Origin of the sequence: Mucilaginibacter sp., from assembly GCF_028288105.1 — a bacterium.
Classification (GTDB): Bacteria; Bacteroidota; Bacteroidia; order Sphingobacteriales; family Sphingobacteriaceae; genus Mucilaginibacter.
Window position 1 is genome coordinate 26,111 of sequence record NZ_JAQBOI010000146.1, and the last position, 17,703, is coordinate 43,813.

A 17,703-nucleotide genomic window follows, 5' to 3' on the forward strand; every position below is an offset into this window, starting at 1 on the left:
CTATGAAAAAATATTTTATAGCCTTGTCTTTTATATTAATATCCTGCGCGGCATCGGCACAAAACAATAAAGCAATGAAATGGCTTAACGAACCAAAGAAATGGGAAGGTAACGCCCAGAAACTGACCATGACAGTTGACCCGGGTACAGATTATTGGCGCATAACCCATTATGGTTTCATTCGCGATTCGGGGCCATTTTATTTTCAGGAGGCCGAGGGCAACTTTGAAGCATCGGTAAAAATAACCGGGAACTACCAGGAGCTTTTTCACCAGGCAGGTTTAATGATACGTATTGATAACAAAAATTGGATTAAAACCGGTATTGAGTATGTGGATGGTGTGCAAAATGTAAGCGCTGTAGTAACCCGCGAAGTATCGGATTGGTCGGTAGTGCCGCGTACGGATAGCCCTAAATCTATCTGGCTTAAATTGCTGCGTAAAGGCGATTATGTAGAGATTCGTTATTCTTTCGATAACAAAGATTTTAAAATGCTGAGACTGGCTTATTTCCCGCCGAACGTAAAGGCCGAAATAGGCATGGTGGCCGCTGCACCGGGTAAATTAAGCTTCCCGGTTGTATTTGAAAATTTTGTTGTAAAGAAGGTAGAGTAGAACGAAATAATGATTAAAAAAGAAAGCCTTCAGCATAATACCGAAGGCTTTTTTATTACATAGGCAATGAGCCGGCCAGTACAGGGTCGACCGGGGTAATGAGATTGTTAGGGTCGTGCGCGTAACCCAGTATATATAAGGTTTTTTCGCCACCGCCGGCACCGCCATACAAGTGCGTTTTATCCATATGCAGGGCAGTTATTCCATTACCAACCTTCATGGTTTTTTGTGAAACGCCCGATTTTGGTGCCCAGTAAATTACCATCAGGTCGCCACGTGTATCCTCCATATTGCTGTGGCTGTTAATGTATATCAGGTTGCCATCAACAATAATATTCTGCATAAAAATATTGATGTTACTTAGTAAGGTTAAAGCCGGTGGGCTTTGGTTCAGATCGTAAACTCTTAGCTGGGTATCGTAGGCTGCACAAAACAACAGATCATCTTTAATGGTAATTGGGGCCATAGCGCCGTTGGCGCTTCGCGGTTCGGCTTTAATGGTATCTGTAACTTTTTTGGTTTTTATATCAATAACCTTTAAACTGGTAAAGCTATCGCTGTTAAACCAGGCCATAATATAAAGTTTTCCATTTTTAACCCTTAACCCGTTACCGCGCGGGCTGCCGGCAGATTGTAACGGGTCTGGAAAGTAAAGATCATCTTCAAAAGCAAACGTTTTAAGATTTATAACTTTGATGGTAAAGCCCTTAACACCCATAGCCATAAACATGGCGTACAGGTAATCGCCATCAATATCATAACCCATTAAAAACGCGCCTTTAAACCAGCCGGATCCCGGCGGGGAATAGCTAAGGCAGCCAACAATGTTTGGTGTATTACCCAGGGCTATTTTGTTAATATCCCACCGCGATGAGTCGCTTTCCGACATGGAGGCCGTGTAGGCAAAACCATCCTTTTCGGCCAGTGTCCAGTTCAGGCGCACATCCGGAATAATGAGTTCATTTAGCTTTTGCGCGTCTTTGGTACGTATAGTAATAAATTTAGGGTTGGTTACCTGCATACCGCACTGCAGATAAACATTATCGCCTTTTGGCAAAATATCTATTACATCGGTATCCAGTTCAATTTTATTTTGCAGCGATGTTTTAGGTACAAAGTTAACGTACACTTTTACCTCGTCGTTCATGTTGCCTACGTAAGTATTGTAATAGTTTTGGGCTACTGCAGGCGTTCCGTTATAGTGGTAAGCCTCTATGATAAGCATCAACGCTTTTAGCTGTAAGCCATAGTAGTACATAAATTGCATATGTATCATTTCGGCATACTCATCTACGCTTTTGGCTGCTTTAAAGGCAACGCGTGTTCCCAACGAGGTCATATTTTCGCCGCCGGATGGTGTGCCGATCAAATTGTTTTTTATGGCAATAAATGCATTGGGTATAGTAGCACGTATAGTGGCAGCCAGCTCATCCATTTCCAGTTTAGAACCTGCACCTGGTTCTAAGCGCGCATACATCTGCAAACGCTCAAATGCAGCATCAATATTTGCGGCAACAGGGTTAAGGGCCTGGGTTGCGGTGTAGTATTTGGCGCCATCTATTTCGGTTTTAAATACTTCAATGGCTTCGTTTAGTTTAGAGCTTAATGCGTCTATCTTGCCTTCAATAACCTTTAGCTCCTGGTATTGCTTTTCAAGTGCCTCTTTAACTTCGTCCTTTGGTTCGGGGCCGGGGCCAAGGCCCACCAGGTTCATTATCCAGCCGGTGGCTTTCTTTTTTACTTTAGATATAACAGCATCTTTTAAATCGCCTAAAATAGATTGGAAGATATCCGTGTCTTTATCGCCCGCTAAAAGCGCACGTTGCTGGGGCTGCTCTTTTTGGAGAGCAAAGAGCGCCTCCATTTCTTTTTCAATATTCATAATTGTGATGGTTAATGCAACTAATTTACAACAAAAGCGCATTGAAAATTGGATTTATAACGGATAATGGGCATTTATTGGAAAAAGGGGCATAATAGCTTTTCAGGATAGTAATTTTAGCCTGATGGGCACCCAAATTTCTTCTTCAGATCCCGGGTCATCATTTTTATACTTCTCGCCCAATATTTCAAAATGCGGGCGGTTATCTACTTCGTAAAGGGATGCAGGGAGCCAGGTATTAAAAATGTAATTAAATGTTGGTCCAAAAGCAGCCGGGGCGCCTTTGTATAAGAATACCGCATACATGCCACCTTGTAATGTAAAGATTTCCATGTCATCGGGTACTAAGTTAAAATCAGTAACCTCAACAGCAGCCCATTTTTGGTGGACGGTGTTTGGCGTGAAATCTTTAAAATTAAGCGATGTGTTATAAACCTGCATGCAAATTACATCAGCATTTACTTTGTTTTTTATTTGATGGCGACCAGGCATAAAGCTTTGAAATAGCGCGCGGGTTTTGTTATCGGCCAAACTCATTTGTATCTTTTTGCCCATTAACTTTTTTGCTGGTATGGTTTCTATCTTTGGTTGTAGCATATCATATTATGATTGCAAATATACTTCCTACCTTTGCAAAATATTATGGCAGATCAATCAACCCCTCAACCCGACGAAAAAACAAACCTGCACCCGCGCAACGCGCACCGTAACCGGTACGATTTTGCATCGCTTGTAAAAGCCTTGCCCGGGTTGCGTGAGTTTGTTTCGCAGAACGAACACGATGATCTGTCTATTGATTTTACCGATCCGGATGCTGTTAAAACGCTTAACCAGGCTTTACTAAAACAGCACTATGGTGTGAACACCTGGGATATCCCCGAAGGCTTTTTGTGCCCACCCATTCCCGGTCGGGCGGATTATATCCACTACATTGCCGATGTACTGGCCGAAGGCAATAATGGCGAAGTGCCAACAGGGAATAGCATTAAAGTACTTGATGTTGGCGTTGGGGCAAACTGTATTTACCCGTTAATAGGGCACAAAACTTATGGTTGGAGTTTTGTAGGAAGCGAAGTGGATTACATAGCGGCTGCTTCGGCAAAAAAGATAGTTGAAGATAATGGATTGGCCGGGGCTATCGAGATCCGTAAGCAAACAACCTATGCAAATATTTTCGACGGCATTATAAAGCCCGGCGAAAAGTTTGATATGACCATGTGCAACCCACCATTTCACTCATCATCCAAAGAGGTTAACGAAAAATCCAGCCGCAAATGGAAAAACCTGGGGCAAGACAAAGGGACTGACCTCAACTTCGGCGGCCGCAATAACGAACTTTGGTACGAAGGTGGCGAACCGCGTTTCCTGAATAAAATGATAACCGAGAGTAAACAATTTGCAAGATCATGTAAGTGGTTTTCCTCGTTGATATCAAAGAAAACAACATTAGATGGCTGCTATAAATCGCTTGATTATTACAAGGCGGCCGATGTAAAAACCATCACCATGTCGCAGGGCCAAAAAACCAGCAGGGTGCTGGTGTGGCGGTTTTAGCAAAGTAAACCATAGCCAGCCGGTCATTACAAACGGGTGGAAGTGTTCACGTTCACCACACACACAAACACCATGAACGCACATAAGTATCTAATAATCAGAAACTTAATTTTATTGGTGTAACAAGCATGACACCAAATCAGCAACTGATACATTTTATCGGATGCTGATTTGGCTTATTCGGTATCTTCGAAGCACCTATACCTCTGTCATCTAACCCTTCCGCCGGGTGGAATTAAAACCTGTCCCAAAACGCAGGCGGCTCTATACCCAGCGCGCGTAGATAAACATAACCCTGGCCGCGGTGATGGATCTCGTTATCAAAAAGATACTGTAGTGTGTTTATAATAGTGTTTGGGTATTGGCCAAAAGCGGCTTCTGTTTCAGAAAAACGTTCGGCAGGTATTTGCGGCCATAACACATCTATTTGTTCGGTCACATCGTCCCAGGCTTCCAATAGTTCGGCTTTGGTGGCAATGGTTACTTCATCATTAAAGTGATCAAGGGCAGGGGTGGTTTCCCATTTGCCAGTTACAATGCCATTCATTCCTGCACTGGCCAGGCCTATCATTTCGCCTGCAAGGTGGTTATAGGCGCGCATGCCGCCTATGGTAAATTCAAAAAGCTCTTTCTCGGGGAAGGCAGCCAGTACCCTGCGGCTTAACGCACGATGCGCCTGCCAGTTTTTCAAAAAAGCATCAGATGTTATTACCGGTGTGTTAGTTGTTGCTGTTGTGTTTGTCATGGCTTATAGTTTTAAGTTTATGATACAAAGAAACTATAGGCCAATGACAGCAGTATGTCAGCAGGAATTAAATGTTTTAAAAATAAAGAGAGCTATGATTGGAGAATTTTCTTTACCCATGCAATAGCTTTTATTATTGAAGCTTTAGTGGTGGGCCTACAACTTGCATCTCATTGTCAGAAAATATCTTAGCCAACTCTTCTTGTGATGGCTCATGATCAAGTGCAGCTATTGTTACAAAAAAGCTTTCTAATTTGCCGGCTGGTTGCAAAGTCACAGTCATTTTTCCTGTTTCAGAAACCTGAGTCCACGCATGTGGTACTTTCATGGGTAAAAATATACTATCACCGGCTTTAAGATGGTAATTATCATCCCCTACCTTAAACTGATATTCGCCTTCTAAAACATAAAAAACTTCATCTTGCGAGTGATGGATATGTAAGGGTGTCCCTTTACCTTGAGATAGGCTGGTTTGTTCAAATATGGCAAATTGTCCGTTAGTATCACTACCAGATACTTTCACATCAAGAACATTTTGATTGACACCTTTCAGTTTAATATGGCCGTGTATCCTGCCCTCGCCGGCCGCAGCCTTAAAGCCTTTCCCTGTCCTAACAATGTTTTTGTAATTAAATGATTTTCCAATCAGCGGAATTGCCGCAGTAGCTAATAATGCCCCAAGAAACTTATTTCTTTTCATAACCATACATTTTAGTGAACAATAGCTACTCAAAGCTAAATATAAATACTTAATAATGAGTGGGTAAGTGCTGTTGGTGGTGAATGGTATTACTTCTTAATGCCCTGTATCAGCCCCCGCCAGGTTCCTGCCAACCTAATGCTACATATGCTATACCTTATAAAAAAAAGCTTGTAAGTAGATAGCAATCTTTGACTTTCAGGCACGTTCATTGTACATATAACTACATGCAAATCAACTATTTCACACTTGGCATAATAGTAGTGGTGCTATTAGCATTGGTAATATGGTTAGTATGGCGTAACCGTAAAGACGAAAAAGCTTTTGAAAAGGATGAGATAGATTCATCAATAGTAGATCCTGAAGACCCGGAGAAGGAATAACATCAACCCCGGGTTCGGTGTCCTCACCGAATTATAGCTCATCCGCCAAAAACTCATTCACCATGGCCACAAACAGGTCTGGTATTTTACTTTCGGGCTTGGGCATAAAAGCTTCGCCTATGTAGCTGCCATGTGTTCCTGGCAATATAGCTAAACGGCCATGCGGTAGAGTGCGGCTCATTTGGGCGGCATGCTCTGGTGTGGGCAGGTCCTGGTCGCCTATTACAACAAGTGATGGTGCCTGTATCTTTTGCAGATCCTCGTCCGTCCAGCCTTTAAACGTATACATACGCTGCACATCCTTGTTAAACATATTCATCAGGCCTGCTTGAGTACCTATTTTCAGATATTCATCTTTATAAATCTGTGGCATGTGGCTAAAGTCGGGCTTCTCAAAACCTTTCCAAAAGGCTTCGGGTGCGGCATCCCTTTTATAAAAGGCCGAGGCGATTACCAATTTACGCACTTTATCCGGGTGGCGAATGCCCAGCTCTAAACAGGTCTGGCCGCCATTACTAAATCCTAATATATCTGCTTTGGGTATATTTAATTGCTTTAATAGTTCTGCTACATCGTCGGCGTCCTGTATAAATGATTCGGGCGCATCGCGGTCGCCGCTGTGGCCGTGGGCTTGCAGTTCAACCGCTATAACCTGATGGGTTTTGGCCAAAATGGGTATTATCCGGCTAAAATTTGTTTTTATGGTAGAGCCGCCGCCATGTATCAAAACCAGCGGGCTGCCCGTTCCGTGTATCTCATAATACATTTTTATGCCGTTAACATTGGCATATTTGCCCGTAGTTTGGGCTTCTGTTGTATTAACTGTCATGATCAATATCAAATTAAAAATGAATATTTTGATGTGCCGCATAATTTATCTTCTTTGTTTGAGGGTGGAGGTGAGGCTCTACGCCGCTACATCCTTACTGTACTTATTCCTGTATTCTGCCGGCGATAGGCCGGTTATCTTTTTAAATATCATCCGGAAGGCTTTGGTATCGGTATAACCAACGTTGTACATCACTTCGTTCACGTTTTCGCGGATAGTTTCCAGGCTCATTTTCGCGGCTTCTATACGTACGCGCTGCATATATTCTACCACGGTGTTTGATGTAGCTTTTTTAAAGCGGCGCTCTAAGTGCCTGCGACTTAGGGCAAGCATTGATGCAAGGTGATCTACCGTAATTTTTCCCTGGTAGTTGTGCTCAATAAAATCTTGCGCTTTTTTAATTACATCGTCATCATGGTCCTTTTGCCCGTGAAAAATGATGAACAGCGATTGGCTGTTGCGTTCTATATCTATCTCAAATATTTTTGATGAGTTAATAGCCATATCCCTGCCGGCAAATTTCTCAACCAGGTATAAAAGCAAATTAAGAGATGAGTAGGCGCCCCCACTGGTATAAATGCCGCCCTCGTCTGTAATTATCTTATAGGGCATTAAGTTTACATCAGGGAACATCTTTCTAAATTCATCGGCCATTAGCCAATGTGTAGTACAGCTACGCCCCTTTAGTAACCCTGTAGAGGCCAGTATAAAGGCGCCTATGCAAAGCGATACCACTTCTGCACCCGTTTTATACTGTTTTATTATCCAGGGGATAAAATCGCTATTGTCGCTTAGCACTTTATTTATATCGCCATGCACCGCAGGGATAATAATGAGGTCGGTTTTAGCAATCTCATCAAAGGCAAATTCGGGCTTAATGGTGAACAAGCCATTAGTTAAAGCGGTTTCTTTATTTAAACCAACCAATTGTATCTTAAACAGCGGCGCTTTCTTCATCCTGTCAAGCGTTTGATTTACCATCGAGAACATCTTATAGGTGGCCTCTATGTTGCTCAGGCTGGTTTCGCCCTGCGGGATAAGTATTGATATATGTTTCATGGTATCAAAGTTAGATGGTATCATCGTCGCAATCAACCCCTTAGATTGTCGTAATTACCCCCCTTTAAATATACTAAAGACACGCACCTTTGTATCGTATCAAATAATTAATTTTATGATGATCGAGGTTTTTAAAACAAATGTGCAGGAGATGGATAGGTCAAGGATACTTATTCAAAAGCTATTAGAACAATTCCCGGCCAGTAAAATTAACTTCGACCTGGAAGATTGCGACAAGATACTACGGGTAGAAGGGAAGGACTTTTGTGCCAACCGTGTAATAGAATTGCTTAAATTGAACGGACATTATTGCGAAGTACTTACATAACCTATTTATAAACCATTAAAAGATAGAAACCATGTCAAAAATTAATGCCTACATCAACTTCAGGGATAATAACTGTCGCGAAGCCATGAACTTTTATAAAGAATGCCTTGGCGGCGAGTTGAGCTTAATTGTAGTTAAAGAATCGCCCATGAAAGATATGTTCCCGCCGCAACTGCAGGATATTATTTTACATGCCGACCTTACAAAAGGCGACCTAACCCTGCTTGGTTCTGATATGCCAAATGATGATATTACATCAGATAGTGGCCCGGTATCATTAACGCTAACCTGCGACAGCAAAGCTGAGGCATCGGCCATGTTTGATAAACTTAGCGCGGGCGGCAAAATAGTGCACCCCATGAGCACATTTTTTGCCGGCACAATGGGCAACATAATTGATAAATTTGGGAGCCGCTGGGGTATATTTACTGCAGAACAATAACCATAACCTAACCTTATCATGAAAACAAAAACAATAAAAATAATTTACTGGGTACTCACCGTCATCTTTGTTTTGTTTATGGCGATGGATGGCGGAGCTGGTATTGCCCGTGAAAAAACCGGCCAGGAAGTTATGAGGCACCTGGGGTACCCCATTTACATAATGGTAATAACAGGTGTATTTAAAGTGTTAGGGGCCATAGCAATAGCTCAAAATAGTTTAAAAACTATTAAAGAGTGGGCGTTTGCAGGCTTCTTTATCACCTTTGTTGGCGCATCTGCATCAAGAGCTTTTGTTGGTGATAGTATTGGTTTACTGATGTTTCCATTGGTAATTCTTGTTGTAATGTTTATCTTGTACTACTTCTGGAAACGATACGAAACCATTAAAACCGCATAATTATGAATGATACTATAACGACCATCCTCGGCATTTTTGCAGGCATAATTGTAGTAGTGCTTGTATTAGCTTTAATTGCACCAAAAGCATATACCGTTCAGCGTAGCATTATTATTAATGCGCCCCGCCAGCAAGTATTCGATTATATTAAATACCTGCGCAACATGGATCACTACAGCAAATGGGTGATGACCGACCCAAACAAACGCATGACCTATACCGGTACAGACGGAACAGAGGGTTTCAATGCCGCCTGGGATAGCGATATGAAGCAAGCGGGAAAAGGCCACCAAACTTTGGAAAAAATTGTAGACGGCGAAAGGATAGATATCCGCGTGGTATTTATAAAACCGTTTGCCGGCGTAGCTGATACTTATATATCAACACAAACCGTAACCGATGATACTACTACGGTAAAATGGAGTTTTGATAGTAAAATGGCTTTCCCAATGAATGCTATGCTGCTGTTTATGAATATGGATAAAATGCTGGGTAAGGATATGGAGATAAGCCTGAATAATTTGAAACAGATACTGGAAAAGCAATAAACTAAACACACAAACCTAAAACTAAATACTATGAAAATTGCAATGATCATTGTTCGTACACTGATGGGGCTTATGTTCCTGTTCGCATCGGTTGTAGTGCTTTTTAAAATTGATATGGGTAAAATGCCCGAAATGAGCGAGGCCAATAAAACTTTTATGGCGGGTATAATGGCATCCGGTTATTTACTGACTTTTATAAAGGTAACAGAACTGGTATGCTCCATCGCGTTTTTAACTGGCAGGTTTGTTACACTTGCCGCTGTTGTGATCTTCCCGATCATCATCAACATACTGTTAACACACATCTTCGTAGCACCATCCGGGATACCTACCGCGGCGTTGCTTTTAATTGGAGATTTGTTCCTGGCGTATTACTATCGTAAAAATTACGTTTCGCTATTTGCGGTGAAATAAGCATTTAATTTTTACCACTAAGGACACAAAGATTTTCACAGAGGGTGCAGAGAAATAATCTCTGTGCCCTCTGTGTTTAAACGGGATGCAAATCCTCCGTGTTCTCTGTGGTGAAAAATTAATAAATTAGCACATGCAAAAACTGGCTTTCTTTATTTTGTTCCTGTCGATAATTAGCATTGGCGATAATTAGCTTACGCACCGTACCGATGATGTCCCTACTATGTTCAAAGGCAATTTCGTAGATGATTATGGCATCCGTTATACCATTAATGATACCTTGTTTATACAGCAGCCACGCACCAAATATCACATCATAAAATGGAATGTTAAAGACCAGTATATTGTTGCCCGCAATGATGATCAAAACCCCGGAGAAGGTGGCCTGTATACCCGGATAGATTACATGCAGTTCAGCAATATGGAGCCTTGGAAATGGGGTTTCTGCCTGAGCATTTACGACGCAAAAACGGATATTATCGCCCAAAATACGGCCAAAACCGACCGTCAGAATCCCAAGAAAGGGTGTAACGGCTTTCCTTTTTCAAGAATGAAGAGGAAGGAGTAAGGCTAATTTAGATTTACCACAGAGGGCACAAAGGATTTGCTGTTTTTAACTACAAAGAGCACAGAGCTTGTCTCTTGATTTCTCTCTGTGCACTTTGTGACTAATACATTTTATGTCTTTGTGTACTCTGTGGTTAAATAACCTCCAAGTAGAAAGCCGCACCAAACTGGCGCGGCCTCTTTATGCAAACTAATATCTGCAAACTTATTTTAGCCGGCTCTTCAATTCGCTGATCGGCATGGTGATCATACGACCAACTGGTTTTTTGCCACGGTAAGTAATAACCCTTAGCTGCGTAGCATCAATAGGGATATTAAGTACACCGATATATTTTGGATAGAAATTATCGGGGTACGAATTATCGAAACTGTAGTAAATATCCAGCCCCGGTACCTCGGTAGTAAGTGTGACATTTAAAGTGCTATCGGCATTGCGGCCCGGTTTAAAATCCGGATCATAAACACTTGGCGCGTATTTGATCTCGGCTTGGTTAAAACGGTCGAAATGTTTCTCTACTTTGGTAAAAAAGGTATTAAAATTCTTTTTAGCCGGCGGCGACCATACACTCTCTGCCAGTGCAAAACCACGCGGCCAGGTCATATACTCGGCCTGGCGAATGTTGTACACTTGCTCGGTCCAAAGGTTGGCTTGCCCGCCTTTTATAAGCTTGGCATCAACACCTGCCGGAACCGGGTCAAACTCATACGTTTTGCTCAGGCGTAATGTGGCATATACATGCGGCTCCATTACACGGTCGCTTTGCATGTAATCAAGGTAAACAAAGGTAGTTGGGCTCATTACCACCTCGTGGCCAAGCTTGGCCGCTTCAATACCACCCTTAACCCCGCGCCAGCTCATCAGCGCAGCATTAGGGCCAATGCCACCTTCCAGTATCTCATCCCAACCCATAAACTTTTTACCTTTCGATTCTACTATCTTTTCAAGTCGCTTTTCAAAATAGCTTTGTACCTCTTCCTGGGTTTTCAGGTTTTCTTTAGCCATTAAAGCTTTAACAGCATCGCTTTGCTCCCAAAAGTTTTTGGCACATTCATCGCCACCCATGTGGATATACGGGAAAGGGAATAGCGCTGCTATCTCGCCAACTACCTTGTCTAAAAAGGTATAGGTGAACTCGCCTGCTGGGTTTAGTGTATTATCTACCAACGCAGGGTGGCCGGGTTTTGACCAGTCCATTATCTTTTCGCCTGAACGTACCGCATATTTATCTGCACCGGCCGTGGCCGATAACTCGGGATATGCTACAACAGCGGCAAGGCTGTGGCCGGGCACATCAACCTCGGGCATAATGTTTACAAACCTGTCTTGCGCGTATTTAATCACTTCACGGATATCGTCCTGTGTATAATAACCGCCGTAGGTGCGTGGTTCATCAGGTTTTGGTGGGATGAAATTCCCAAATTCGCCCTCGCGCTTAGCATTGTAAGCACCAACCGTAGTTAGCTTAGGGTAGCTTTTAATTTCAACACGCCAGCCCTCATCATCTGTTAGGTGCCAGTGGAAAAGGTTAAGCTTGTATTTTGCCATGTTATCAATATAGCTCATTACCTCTTTTTTGGTGAAGAAATGGCGGGATACATCAAACATTAAACCTCTCCACTCAAAACGAGGGTAATCGGTTATATCAACAATGGGTACAGCCCAGGTTACATTCTTAGCAATCTCTTTACCTTCAATTTGGTTGGGCAGCAATTGCAATAAGGTTTGTACACCGTAATATAAACCGGCTTCGGCATTGGCCCTTATGGTAATGCTTTTTGCTTTAACAGACAGGTAGTAGCCCTCTTTGCCAATTACATTATCGGGTGTTTTGTTGAGCACCAGTTTAATTGTAGCATTAGGTGCCGCTGCCCTTACACGAATAATTTTACCTGTAGCGGTAGAAAACTTGTTTTTAATAAGATTAAGCACCGGTGTCATGGCATCCTGCGAAGCCGCTTGTACAACCAAAACCTTTGGCAGTACAAACCTGCCGGTGTGTTGGGTTATTTTAACAGGTTCGGGGATAATGGCAATTGTTGTGTTTGCCTGGCCAAAGGCGAGCGTTCCTATAAGGCAGGAGCATACCAGTAAGCATAATTTTTTCATGTAGTATAATTGATGGTTTATAACTGAGGTATCAACATGCAATTTATAACTTTTTAAATAATATTAAAAAGTTTAGGAAACATATTTTCATTATGGTTTTTTTATTAAATTGCCTTTCGTAACTACAACTGCGCCTGCAGTTAATTAACCAATTATTAAAGCTTAACTAATTAGAATCATGTCAACCGACCGTAGGAAATTTTTGAAGCATTTGGGTACCTCAGTTTTACTGACATCGGCCTCGCTTACCAGCTTAGCAGCTAAAGAAGAAAACGAAGTAAGGATATTACGCGAACAGAAACGTGTAGGCCCGAACGATAAAATACGGATAGCCACTATTGGCATGGGTATAATGGGCTTTAATGATACAAAGGCCGCGTTAACTGTTCCCGGTGTGGAGCTGGTTGGTGTTTGCGACTTGTACAAAGGCCGCCTGGATCGTTCTAAAGAGGTTTATGGCAAAGATTTGTATACTACTAACGACTACCGCAATTTATTAGAACGTAAAGATATTGATGCGGTTATTATAGCCACCAGCGATAACTGGCATAGCCAGATAGCTATTGATGCCATGCACAAAGGCAAAGCAGTGTACAGCGAAAAACCAATGGTACACCTGATAAGTCAGGGCCTTGCCGAAATACAGGCGCAAAAGGATACCAAAATGGTTTTCCAGGTGGGCAGCCAAAGGGTGAGCAGTATTGCTTACCGCAAGGCTAAAGAGATGTACGAAGCCGGCGCTATAGGTAAGATCAATTCTATCGAAGCATCGTTTAATCGCCAGAGCGCTTTGGGTGCCTGGCAGTATACCATCCCTACTGATGGTAATATACAGAATGTAGATTGGGCACGCTTTCAGTCTAACGCGAAAGTGAAACATGACTTTGACCAGAACCGCTTTTTTAGATGGAGAAATTATCGCGAGTATGGCACTGGTGTAGCCGGCGACTTATTTGTGCACCTGTTAAGCGGGATCCACTTTATTACCGGTTCAAAGGGCCCCGAGCGTATTTATGCCATAGGCGATCTTACTTTTTGGAAAGATGGCCGTAACGTGCCCGATGTAATGAGCGCTGTGATACATTATGGCGATACAAAAGAGCATCCGGCTTTCCAGGTTACGCTGCGGGTTAACTTTATAAGCGGCGAGGGCGACCACGGAACCACTAAAATAGTAGGATCGGAGGGGGTGATAGATCTTGGGGGCGAAGGAGAAAGCTTTACTATCCGTAAAAACAAAATGTCGGTAGCCCCGGGTATAGGCGGTTGGGATTCGTTATTTACTTATACAGAAGCCGAGCAAAAGGCTTTGATGGACGATTACAATAAGCGTTTTTCGCAGACCGATCAGGAAACACCACATATCCCGGATATCACTTATCGCGCACCTGACGACTATAACGCCTCAAACGATCACTTTGCCAACTTTATGGAATCGGTACGTACCGGTAAACCTGTTGTGGAAGATGCTGTATTTGGATTTAGGGCCGCTGCCCCATGCCTGGCATGTAACGATAGTTATTTCCAAAATAAAGTTATTCACTGGGATGCCGAGAAGATGAAAATTGTTTAACGCTATCTTGAAATAGGAACAAAAAAAGAGCCCCGATCAAAAATCGAGGCTCTCTTTTTATGCAAGGATATGTCATGCCGAATTTCGGCATCTCTCAAGCAAAATTGACTACCTGTCCTGTGGGATCCTGAACAAGTTCATGATGGTGATTATTATGAATGTCAGTCTGAGCTTGTCGAAGACCTGAACGCCTGGCTAATGGTTCGACAGGCTCACCATGACAATATGGACTATTTTATCTTATTTGCCGTAACCCCTTCATTGGTGATCTTCACCGGGTTTATTAAACCATCATTATCAAAGGTCATTTTATCAATACAGGTTACACGGTGGTTGCCATCGGTTTCGGTAAGGGGGCGGCGGTGGTAAATAATATACCATTCATCTTTACCCGGCACTTGTATCACCGAATGGTGGCCTGCGCCTGTAGCCACTGCAGGGTCTTGTTTTAGTACAACACCTATCTTTTTAAACGGACCGTTTATATTATCGCCAACGGCATAAGCTACGCGGTAATCGGGGCCTGTCCATCCACCTTCACTCCACATAAAGTAGTATTTGCCTTTACGGATAAACATAATAGGACCTTCCACATAACCCTCAGGTGTCATTTCCTTAAAGGTTTTGCCATCTGGGGCGGGTTCAATACCTGTAAAATCATTCTTTAGCTTCGCGATGTTGCAATGGCCCCATCCGCCATAAATAATATAATACTGGCCGTCGGTATCTTTAAACACAAACTGATCAATAGGCTGTGCGCCATTTACTATTTTATCAATAAGTGGTTTGCCTAAATAATCTTTAAAAGGACCTTCGGGTTTATCGGCGACAGCTACACCAATGCCACCATATTCTTTATCGCTTTGTATATCGTTTGCACCAAAAAAGAAATAATACTTGCCACCCTTTTCAACTATTGCCGGTGCCCACATGGCGCGTTTAGCCCACTTCACGTTTGACGAATCAAGCACGTTATTGTGTTTGGTCCAGTTCACCAGGTCGGGCGATGAGAAGGCGTCAAAATGCACCTGCTTGTTATATTTATCAGAATAGGTTGGATAAACCCAATATTGCTTGCCAAATATGGTGGCTTCCGGGTCGGCATACCAACCTTCGGCTATAGGGTTGCCCGATGTGGTTTTCTTTGGGGTTTGTGCATAAGCGGCCTGTAGCATAAATGCAGGCAGTAGTGTTAATAGCAGTGTTTTTTTCATAAGTATTATTTTAGGCAGGTAACAATATAACCAATCATCTCTTTAATATACAAATTGCATTTGCCAAAGGCTTCTTCGCCGGGTACAAAGTTGGTTGGCATTATTACGCCATTAGTTGTATAATCGCAAGGGTAGGCAACCACATCCAAACCGGATTTTTCAAATATATGTCTGGCCCTGCGCATGTGGTAGGCCGAGGTAACCAATAGGTAAGGCGGCTTTAAGTTTGCCTTTTGCAATAGGATTTTCGCGTTAGCGGTATTTTCCAGCGTATTGCGGGCCTTACCATCTAAAAGGATAAGGCTATCGGCAATATTTAGTTTTCTCAGTTCTTCGCCAACAAAAGTGGCCTCGCTAAAACCATCGGGATTAAGATCTGCATTGCCGCCGCTAAACAGGATATGTTTGGCCGTGCCTTTGGCTATTAATGTTGTAGCGGTTTTCCAGCGGTCTGCGGCACCGTTAAAGTATCCCTTCCCGTCTTTACCCTCAGATACAAAACCACCCAAAACTATTACAGTGCTGTATGTTTTTGCCGAAGGCTTATATGGGCCAACATCCCACATATTGGCTATGGCATTGGCTGTAAATTGGTTGCCAAAAAACCAGAATATTATAAAAGCACTTACTAATACCCGTTGTTTTATTTTATGATTTTTGGCGAAAATAGCATAAGCCAGTAACGCGAACACCCAGGTTAGTGGCAAAATAAACACGTATAATAGTTTCGAAAGTATAAAAAACATGTATCGTAAATGTAGGCGCAAATTAATTCAAATTTTATTAATGATGCGTGTACCCGATATTTTTCCGGACATAACCTGTATTTAGGCTTAATGTCTTTTGTTGGTATTAATGTAATATACCACCCGCCAGGTGATGCGGGGTTAATCTATTTTATTGATTTAAAGCATTGTATAAAATTTCCTGCGTGTAAAATACCGTATAGGCGGTATTGTGTAGTCCGAATTATTATTGTTGCTTAGTATTTATTATTAAACCTAAATCCTAAAACAATGAAAAAACTTTTTACTCTCGCGTTCATCATGGTGGCTACTTTAGCCACTTCAAACCTGTTTGCACAGGCTGGTTTTAAACTTGGCCTGGCCGCAGAAGGGGCCTTGCCTTTAGGCACACTAAAATCTGCCTACAATATTGGTGCGGGCTTAACTATACGTGCTGCCTTTGGGCTTAATGAAAAAAGTGCGATCACTTTAACATCAGGTGCAATTGCTTTTTTGCCTAAGGACTTTTCTGACATAGATTTAGATACCAAAGCGCAATTGAACATCCCGGTAAAGGCGGGTTACAAATACATGTTAACCAGTAATTTGTATGCCATTGGCGAAGCAGGTATGACAATTGTAAGATCATATTATGGCGATGAAAACGGCGATCTGCAATCTGTAAGCAGCTCGCATTTTACTTATGCACCGGGTATTGGTGTACAATTAGGCGGCTTTGATGCCAGTATCAGGTATGAAGGTTATCAGGGCCAGGGGTTTATGGGCTTACGTGTAGGTTTTAACTTCTGATGTGAATACCCCTAATACTGAATTAAATAAAAAGGGCTGCTTAATTTAAGCAGCCCTTCTTATTTAATTATACTTTAACGTTTTCCATGCCGTATTGCTTCAATACATCAGCCGGTACACCCAGCCATTTATTTGGGGCGTTACCTGCATAGCCAATATCCTTAGTGCCCATTTCACTGCTCCAGAAGCCTGAAGCTGTCAAATCGCGCATGCGGTTAAAAAAGGCTACGCCTTGCGCCATTTCGGCTTTAGCTTTGTATGGATAAGCTATCTGGTCTAACAGTTCTGTTTTTTGCGAGCTGCTGCATTTAATAAAAGTATTGCCGTAGCGGTTAAGGCATTGCATATCCAGCCATTTTAGGCCGCCACGCATAGGCAGTTTATGGCTCGGGATATCCTTTACAATAAACTCAATAAACTCCGGCACTTTGGCATCAGATGCACTGCCGGATTTGTCATCCTTTGGGATAATAATATCAGCCAGTACCGTGATAGTAGCCATTTCATGGTCATCAAAATACTTTTCGGCTTTTATTTTATTTTCACGTTCTACTTCTTCGGGCATGCGGCCGGGTACGGCTGCTGCTTTCTCAGGGGTAGTTTCTGTAGCTGCTTTATCACTTGGTTTACAACCAACGCCTATTAATAAGCCGGTTGTTAAAGTTCCTAAACCTATTGCTTTAAGGGAGTCGCGTCTGTTCATGATGCGTTATACATTAAGTTTTTTACGTTCTTGTAATATATATTCGGCTGTGCGCATGCTTAGGGCCAAAATGGTCCACGTAGCATTTTTATCGCCCTGTTGCACAA

Annotated in this window: 21 protein-coding genes; 11 read left to right on the forward strand and 10 right to left on the reverse strand. The window is 42.5% G+C overall.

From position 1 onward, the window contains the following. Positions 1 to 2: 2 nt before the first annotated feature. Positions 3 to 614 carry a DUF1349 domain-containing protein gene (locus tag JWQ85_RS10240; protein WP_299467561.1) on the forward strand — a complete coding sequence of 204 codons (612 nt, stop codon included), beginning with the start codon at positions 3 to 5 and terminating at the stop codon, positions 612 to 614. Positions 615 to 669: 55 nt separating this feature from the next. On the opposite strand, the gene JWQ85_RS10245 is transcribed toward JWQ85_RS10240, so the two are convergent. Both JWQ85_RS10245 and JWQ85_RS10250 read right to left on the reverse strand, forming a co-directional pair. Then, positions 670 to 2,496, reverse strand: a complete 1,827-nt coding sequence (locus tag JWQ85_RS10245; protein WP_299467563.1) for a hypothetical protein — start codon at positions 2,494 to 2,496, stop codon at positions 670 to 672. A 102-nt stretch (positions 2,497 to 2,598) separates the two neighbouring features. Then, the gene (locus tag JWQ85_RS10250; RefSeq protein WP_299467565.1) at positions 2,599 to 3,093 is read right to left on the reverse strand and encodes a GyrI-like domain-containing protein; all 495 of its coding nucleotides are present in this window, start codon (positions 3,091 to 3,093) and stop codon (positions 2,599 to 2,601) included. A gap of 45 nt (positions 3,094 to 3,138) precedes the next feature. On the opposite strand from JWQ85_RS10250, the gene rlmF reads away from it, so the two are divergent. After that, complete coding sequence (gene rlmF / locus JWQ85_RS10255; RefSeq protein ID WP_299467567.1) at positions 3,139 to 4,050, forward strand: 23S rRNA (adenine(1618)-N(6))-methyltransferase RlmF; 912 nt, start codon at positions 3,139 to 3,141, stop codon at positions 4,048 to 4,050. 235 nt (positions 4,051 to 4,285) lie between these two features. Here the strand turns inward: rlmF and JWQ85_RS10260 are convergent, their stop codons facing one another. After that, on the reverse strand, positions 4,286 to 4,795 hold the full coding sequence (locus tag JWQ85_RS10260) for a DinB family protein (protein ID WP_299467569.1): 510 nt from the start codon (positions 4,793 to 4,795) through the stop codon (positions 4,286 to 4,288). Positions 4,796 to 4,928: 133 nt separating this feature from the next. Next, the gene (locus tag JWQ85_RS10265; RefSeq protein ID WP_299467571.1) at positions 4,929 to 5,495 is read right to left on the reverse strand and encodes a cupin domain-containing protein; all 567 of its coding nucleotides are present in this window, start codon (positions 5,493 to 5,495) and stop codon (positions 4,929 to 4,931) included. A 227-nt stretch (positions 5,496 to 5,722) separates the two neighbouring features. Between JWQ85_RS10265 and JWQ85_RS10270 the strand changes: the two genes are divergently transcribed. Further along, complete coding sequence (locus tag JWQ85_RS10270) at positions 5,723 to 5,878, forward strand: hypothetical protein (protein WP_299467573.1); 156 nt, start codon at positions 5,723 to 5,725, stop codon at positions 5,876 to 5,878. Positions 5,879 to 5,909: 31 nt separating this feature from the next. Here JWQ85_RS10270 and JWQ85_RS10275 read toward each other — a convergent pair whose 3' ends face one another. After that, positions 5,910 to 6,707: an alpha/beta hydrolase gene (locus tag JWQ85_RS10275; RefSeq protein WP_299467575.1), complete on the reverse strand. Its 798-nt coding sequence runs from the start codon at positions 6,705 to 6,707 to the stop codon at positions 5,910 to 5,912. Between the two features lie 78 nt (positions 6,708 to 6,785). Then, entirely contained in the window at positions 6,786 to 7,766 is a 981-nt protein-coding gene (locus JWQ85_RS10280; protein ID WP_299467577.1) for a GlxA family transcriptional regulator, read from the reverse strand. A gap of 115 nt (positions 7,767 to 7,881) precedes the next feature. Here JWQ85_RS10280 and JWQ85_RS10285 point away from each other — a divergent pair, with 115 nt between their 5' ends. From JWQ85_RS10285 to JWQ85_RS10310, 6 genes are all read left to right on the forward strand, one after another. Further along, a complete protein-coding gene (locus tag JWQ85_RS10285; RefSeq protein WP_299467579.1) occupies positions 7,882 to 8,094 on the forward strand; it encodes a hypothetical protein in 213 nt (70 codons plus the stop codon). Between the two features lie 31 nt (positions 8,095 to 8,125). Continuing rightward, positions 8,126 to 8,536: a VOC family protein gene (locus tag JWQ85_RS10290; protein WP_299467581.1), complete on the forward strand. Its 411-nt coding sequence runs from the start codon at positions 8,126 to 8,128 to the stop codon at positions 8,534 to 8,536. A gap of 18 nt (positions 8,537 to 8,554) precedes the next feature. Then, the gene (locus JWQ85_RS10295; RefSeq protein ID WP_299467583.1) at positions 8,555 to 8,935 is read left to right on the forward strand and encodes a DoxX family protein; all 381 of its coding nucleotides are present in this window, start codon (positions 8,555 to 8,557) and stop codon (positions 8,933 to 8,935) included. Between the two features lie 2 nt (positions 8,936 to 8,937). Beyond that, a complete protein-coding gene (locus JWQ85_RS10300) occupies positions 8,938 to 9,483 on the forward strand; it encodes an SRPBCC family protein (protein ID WP_299467585.1) in 546 nt (181 codons plus the stop codon). 30 nt (positions 9,484 to 9,513) lie between these two features. Further along, positions 9,514 to 9,897, forward strand: coding sequence for a DoxX family membrane protein (locus JWQ85_RS10305; protein WP_299467587.1), 384 nt, complete (start codon positions 9,514 to 9,516; stop codon positions 9,895 to 9,897). A gap of 223 nt (positions 9,898 to 10,120) precedes the next feature. Beyond that, the gene (locus JWQ85_RS10310) at positions 10,121 to 10,465 is read left to right on the forward strand and encodes a hypothetical protein (RefSeq protein WP_299467589.1); all 345 of its coding nucleotides are present in this window, start codon (positions 10,121 to 10,123) and stop codon (positions 10,463 to 10,465) included. 204 nt (positions 10,466 to 10,669) lie between these two features. On the opposite strand, the gene JWQ85_RS10315 is transcribed toward JWQ85_RS10310, so the two are convergent. Then, a complete protein-coding gene (locus tag JWQ85_RS10315) occupies positions 10,670 to 12,571 on the reverse strand; it encodes a family 20 glycosylhydrolase (RefSeq protein ID WP_299467591.1) in 1,902 nt (633 codons plus the stop codon). 178 nt (positions 12,572 to 12,749) lie between these two features. On the opposite strand from JWQ85_RS10315, the gene JWQ85_RS10320 reads away from it, so the two are divergent. After that, entirely contained in the window at positions 12,750 to 14,144 is a 1,395-nt protein-coding gene (locus tag JWQ85_RS10320) for a Gfo/Idh/MocA family oxidoreductase (RefSeq protein WP_299467593.1), read from the forward strand. Positions 14,145 to 14,374: 230 nt separating this feature from the next. On the opposite strand, the gene JWQ85_RS10325 is transcribed toward JWQ85_RS10320, so the two are convergent. Together JWQ85_RS10325 and JWQ85_RS10330 are read right to left on the reverse strand one after the other, a co-directional pair. Next, entirely contained in the window at positions 14,375 to 15,358 is a 984-nt protein-coding gene (locus JWQ85_RS10325; protein WP_299467595.1) for a glycoside hydrolase family 43 protein, read from the reverse strand. Between the two features lie 5 nt (positions 15,359 to 15,363). Further along, complete coding sequence (locus JWQ85_RS10330; RefSeq protein ID WP_299467597.1) at positions 15,364 to 16,104, reverse strand: YdcF family protein; 741 nt, start codon at positions 16,102 to 16,104, stop codon at positions 15,364 to 15,366. A 270-nt stretch (positions 16,105 to 16,374) separates the two neighbouring features. On the opposite strand from JWQ85_RS10330, the gene JWQ85_RS10335 reads away from it, so the two are divergent. Next, positions 16,375 to 16,893, forward strand: coding sequence for a hypothetical protein (locus JWQ85_RS10335; RefSeq protein WP_299467599.1), 519 nt, complete (start codon positions 16,375 to 16,377; stop codon positions 16,891 to 16,893). A gap of 67 nt (positions 16,894 to 16,960) precedes the next feature. Here JWQ85_RS10335 and JWQ85_RS10340 read toward each other — a convergent pair whose 3' ends face one another. Then, positions 16,961 to 17,596: a gluconate 2-dehydrogenase subunit 3 family protein gene (locus tag JWQ85_RS10340; RefSeq protein ID WP_299467601.1), complete on the reverse strand. Its 636-nt coding sequence runs from the start codon at positions 17,594 to 17,596 to the stop codon at positions 16,961 to 16,963. Positions 17,597 to 17,703 lie beyond the last annotated feature (107 nt).

What these genes read in the sequence shown, in the direction of transcription:
- JWQ85_RS10240 (WP_299467561.1), top strand. Translation starts at nt 3, where the DNA reads ATGAAAAAATATTTTATAGCCTTGTCTTTTATATTAATATCCTGCGCG.
- JWQ85_RS10245 (WP_299467563.1), bottom strand. Translation starts at nt 2,496, where the DNA reads ATGAATATTGAAAAAGAAATGGAGGCGCTCTTTGCTCTCCAAAAAGAG.
- JWQ85_RS10250 (WP_299467565.1), bottom strand. Translation starts at nt 3,093, where the DNA reads ATGCTACAACCAAAGATAGAAACCATACCAGCAAAAAAGTTAATGGGC.
- rlmF (WP_299467567.1), top strand. Translation starts at nt 3,139, where the DNA reads ATGGCAGATCAATCAACCCCTCAACCCGACGAAAAAACAAACCTGCAC.
- JWQ85_RS10260 (WP_299467569.1), bottom strand. Translation starts at nt 4,795, where the DNA reads ATGACAAACACAACAGCAACAACTAACACACCGGTAATAACATCTGAT.
- JWQ85_RS10265 (WP_299467571.1), bottom strand. Translation starts at nt 5,495, where the DNA reads ATGAAAAGAAATAAGTTTCTTGGGGCATTATTAGCTACTGCGGCAATT.
- JWQ85_RS10270 (WP_299467573.1), top strand. Translation starts at nt 5,723, where the DNA reads ATGCAAATCAACTATTTCACACTTGGCATAATAGTAGTGGTGCTATTA.
- JWQ85_RS10275 (WP_299467575.1), bottom strand. Translation starts at nt 6,707, where the DNA reads ATGACAGTTAATACAACAGAAGCCCAAACTACGGGCAAATATGCCAAT.
- JWQ85_RS10280 (WP_299467577.1), bottom strand. Translation starts at nt 7,766, where the DNA reads ATGAAACATATATCAATACTTATCCCGCAGGGCGAAACCAGCCTGAGC.
- JWQ85_RS10285 (WP_299467579.1), top strand. Translation starts at nt 7,882, where the DNA reads ATGATGATCGAGGTTTTTAAAACAAATGTGCAGGAGATGGATAGGTCA.
- JWQ85_RS10290 (WP_299467581.1), top strand. Translation starts at nt 8,126, where the DNA reads ATGTCAAAAATTAATGCCTACATCAACTTCAGGGATAATAACTGTCGC.
- JWQ85_RS10295 (WP_299467583.1), top strand. Translation starts at nt 8,555, where the DNA reads ATGAAAACAAAAACAATAAAAATAATTTACTGGGTACTCACCGTCATC.
- JWQ85_RS10300 (WP_299467585.1), top strand. Translation starts at nt 8,938, where the DNA reads ATGAATGATACTATAACGACCATCCTCGGCATTTTTGCAGGCATAATT.
- JWQ85_RS10305 (WP_299467587.1), top strand. Translation starts at nt 9,514, where the DNA reads ATGAAAATTGCAATGATCATTGTTCGTACACTGATGGGGCTTATGTTC.
- JWQ85_RS10310 (WP_299467589.1), top strand. Translation starts at nt 10,121, where the DNA reads ATGTTCAAAGGCAATTTCGTAGATGATTATGGCATCCGTTATACCATT.
- JWQ85_RS10315 (WP_299467591.1), bottom strand. Translation starts at nt 12,571, where the DNA reads ATGAAAAAATTATGCTTACTGGTATGCTCCTGCCTTATAGGAACGCTC.
- JWQ85_RS10320 (WP_299467593.1), top strand. Translation starts at nt 12,750, where the DNA reads ATGTCAACCGACCGTAGGAAATTTTTGAAGCATTTGGGTACCTCAGTT.
- JWQ85_RS10325 (WP_299467595.1), bottom strand. Translation starts at nt 15,358, where the DNA reads ATGAAAAAAACACTGCTATTAACACTACTGCCTGCATTTATGCTACAG.
- JWQ85_RS10330 (WP_299467597.1), bottom strand. Translation starts at nt 16,104, where the DNA reads ATGTTTTTTATACTTTCGAAACTATTATACGTGTTTATTTTGCCACTA.
- JWQ85_RS10335 (WP_299467599.1), top strand. Translation starts at nt 16,375, where the DNA reads ATGAAAAAACTTTTTACTCTCGCGTTCATCATGGTGGCTACTTTAGCC.
- JWQ85_RS10340 (WP_299467601.1), bottom strand. Translation starts at nt 17,596, where the DNA reads ATGAACAGACGCGACTCCCTTAAAGCAATAGGTTTAGGAACTTTAACA.